General features: G+C 65.8%; 3 protein-coding genes and 2 pseudogenes. 3 read left to right on the forward strand and 2 right to left on the reverse strand.

Annotated features, from left to right (window positions below; all coding sequences use genetic code 11):
* Positions 1 to 1026, forward strand: a pseudogene (locus ACVNF4_RS34205) (hypothetical protein); the annotation flags it as partial.
* A gap of 72 nt (positions 1027 to 1098) precedes the next feature.
* Positions 1099 to 1521, forward strand: coding sequence for a hypothetical protein (locus ACVNF4_RS34210; RefSeq protein ID WP_461806763.1), 423 nt, complete (start codon positions 1099 to 1101; stop codon positions 1519 to 1521).
* 61 nt (positions 1522 to 1582) lie between these two features.
* Here the strand turns inward: ACVNF4_RS34210 and ACVNF4_RS34215 are convergent.
* A pseudogene (locus ACVNF4_RS34215) lies at positions 1583 to 1905 on the reverse strand (ISAzo13 family transposase); the annotation flags it as partial.
* A 475-nt stretch (positions 1906 to 2380) separates the two neighbouring features.
* On the opposite strand from ACVNF4_RS34215, the gene ACVNF4_RS34220 reads away from it, so the two are divergent.
* Positions 2381 to 2737, forward strand: a complete 357-nt coding sequence (locus tag ACVNF4_RS34220; RefSeq protein WP_461806764.1) for a DoxX family protein — start codon at positions 2381 to 2383, stop codon at positions 2735 to 2737.
* Positions 2738 to 2812: 75 nt separating this feature from the next.
* Here the strand turns inward: ACVNF4_RS34220 and ACVNF4_RS34225 are convergent.
* On the reverse strand, positions 2813 to 3212 hold a 400-nt coding region (locus ACVNF4_RS34225), incomplete at its 5' end, for a tetratricopeptide repeat protein (protein WP_461806765.1).

Below are 3212 nucleotides of genomic sequence, written 5' to 3' on the forward strand. Positions count from 1 at the left end.
GAACAGCGCCTGGAACTTCGCCGCCAGGCCAAACTCGATCCCCTCCGGACTCCCCATACCACAACAACGACGCTCAACCACGGAAGCGACGGCTTGTTTCCCGGCAAGCCCAAAGCAACCGTCTCGTACGTGAAGACCAGCGACGGAAAGATCATCAACGGCAGCGAGAGTGTGACGTACGACGACCGCACCGCCGACACCCACATCCCTGACTTCGTGCGCGAGTTCTTCGCGGCGCTCCAAAAGGACTACGGCACCCAGCCGCCGGACCTCGACTACACCGCCAAGGACCTCAACGTCCACAACGGCAAATCGACGACAACCTCGACCAACAACGACGGAATCCTTCCCGGGCGGGCCTACAAGTCGATCGGCGTGAAGCCGGTGATCACCGACGACAACGACAACGTGGTCACCGACGATGGCGGCACCTGCGTCGCAGTGATGCACACGGCCGGCGGGTCCATCGGCTATCGCACCGCTCTGGGCGACCAGCGCCTCACCGACAGCGTGGCCGACTGGGTGACACGGGTGTCGCATGACACCGGATCCTCCGACAATCCCGTCGCGTCGATGGCGCAGGAGATCCGGAACATGTTCTTCAAGCCGGGCCTCACGGGATCGATCTTCGGCTCTGCGCCTCCGATCTGGCAGGAACTCGATTTCAAGACCTGCACCGACGGCACCATCAAGACGGTCGGCGGGGCTCCAGTCCTGCGCTCCAGCTTCATGCCGAACCAGTATCTGTACCGCAACAACAAGGCCATCGACCTGAACGGTTCCTACACTGGATCCAGCGCCCCGGTGACAACCGGCGACTTCTATCACTTCAGCGGACCTGACATCCCCCCGCCTCCCGCTGAACCCGATCAGTCGATGCACCCGTATGCTTCGTGCGACATCACCAGCGGCCACGGAGGCAATCCATGGAATATCGGAGCGATCGCCGACGCGGCCATAGATCCGTCAACAGCCCACTTCTGCAATGCCCCGGGGAAGAGTCCTGACCCGGCCTTCAGTCGGTAATGTAACGGGCGGGGTGGTCTTCCGAGAAACAGAGAGAAGGGCACCCCGCCCCGCCAGGTGAAAGGAGTTCCGGTGCCGAACTATTTGTACGTGACAGCTGTAGCCTTGAGTGTCGCATGTGGAATCGTGTTCGGTATTCGGCAGAGATCATGGCGGGATGGGCTCACGGTCGGCTTGATCTGCGCCACCGGAATCAGCTGCCTTCTATCTCTGCGCTATGCGGAAATTGCCGTATTCTGGCTGTTCGGATCACCTGCGGCAGGATTGAGACTCCTTGGCACGATGTTCCTGATCGTACTCGCCTGGCTACCGTTCCAGGACAATAGAAAGTGTGCCGTCATCTCTGCCGCCTGTATTGCGGCGGCAGCGACTTTCCTCTGGATCCGCCCTTCGCATTTTCCGCTTCCCGTCGTGTACGTGTCCGCAATCCTTTCCGCGATGACACGGATTGCACTCGAACTCCGCACAAGAGCGCCCGACTTCGAAGTTTCGTGACGATCCGCCTACGGCCGGTGGACACGAGTTGCCCGATAGTCGGGTCGCAGGGGCCTGCCGATCAATAACTCCTAGATCGTGGTGAGGATTGCAGGAGTGTGAGGTTGTGTCCGGCGATCTCGGCGAGCTGTTGTGCCGTGGTCACGGTGAGTGCGCCGGCCGGGGCCGTGTACCCGAGCGCGGCGAGCACGGGGGTGACTTCCTGGAGGGTCGCGCCGATCCGGTTCTTGGCCGGGCCGGTTGCCTCGGCGAGTGGCGTCTGAGCCATGGAGCAGCGCTTCGTGAGGAGGAAGACGACAAGCTGTGGTCGCCGGAAACTCGTACGCCGACCGTTACGCCGTCGGTGCGAGCATCCCGATCGCCGGCGAGGGCTGGTGGGTGTTCGCCACGAACACCGACCCCAACAACCCGGGCAAGCTCAAGGCGTACGCAATCTGCGCGAAGGTCGTCAAGAACCCGACCCTCACCACCCCGTGAGGGGAGCCGCCGGTCCTCGCGTGCTCCGGGTGAGGGTCGCGGCGAGGTGAGACGCGGCTGGGCACGCGCAGGGCGCAGGGCCCCGTAGGGTCCGGCAGCAACGAAGCCCCAGGTCTCCGACCTGAGGCTTCGCAGAGAGAGCGGACAAGACCTCGTTTCACTTGGTGAGTCGGCGGCAGTTGATGAGGCTGGTGGCGATGGCAGTGAGGGCGGGGAAGCGCTGCGGGGCGTGGCGCGGCCGGGGAGGCTGCCGCCCACCCAAGCCGAGGCCGCACACCGGGAATTCGACTGGGACATGTTTTAGAACCCCTGTACGATCACCAGCTCGGGGGGCATCACGAACGGTGCTCAGCAAGGTCGTCCTCAAAGATGCGGAGAGAACTTGTCCACCGCTTTCGTGACCATGGCCATCGTCGGTGCGGTCTTCAACGGGGCTGCTGCCGTGACGTATTTGATCGGGCATGAGTACCCCAAGTCCCAGGCGGACATGAAGGGCATTCCACGCAAGTACGTCCCGGTCCTGGGGTCGTTGCTGGCGGCGGGCACCGTCGGGCTGCTGGCCGGGCTCGCGGTGCCGGCGCTCGGCACGCTGGCCGCCGTCGGGCTGATCCTGTACTTCATCGGGGCGATCTTCGCCCACGTGCGCGTGGGTTCCCGGAACATCGTGGGCGGGATCGTGTTCCTGGCGACGGCGGTGGCGATCCTGTGGCTCGGGCTGCTGGACCACGGCCCCTGGTAGAGCGTCCGCCGGGCGGCGGGAGAGTTCGCCGCGGGGGTCTTGAGGGTGGCGTCCTCGCGGGTACGCCGAGTCCGGTCAGGCTCCGCGCTGCCGCAGTATCTCCGGCCCCGGCACCCGCCCGTCCAGATGCCGAAGGCACTGCGCCTCGTCCTCCCGGGCGGCGAGGGTGTCGGGGTGGCCGGGGCCGAGGAGGTGTTCGCGGATCGCGGCGATCTCGCGGTGCTGGACGAGGGCGTCCTGCCAGCGGCCCAGCCGGCCGAGGGCGACGGCGACCTCGCGGCGGCTGACGAGGGTGTCCTCGTGGTCGTCGCCGAGGACGCGCACGCGGATCGCGTGGACGTCGCGGGCCTCGGCCAGCGCCTCCTCCCAGCACCCGAGGCGGCCCAGGTTGACGCCGAGGCCGTGGCGGGCGCGGAGTGTCTCGGGGTGGCCGGGGCCGTGGACGCGGGTCCGGTCGGCCGCCAGCGCCCGGTAG

This window comes from Streptomyces sp. S6 (assembly GCF_054880855.1).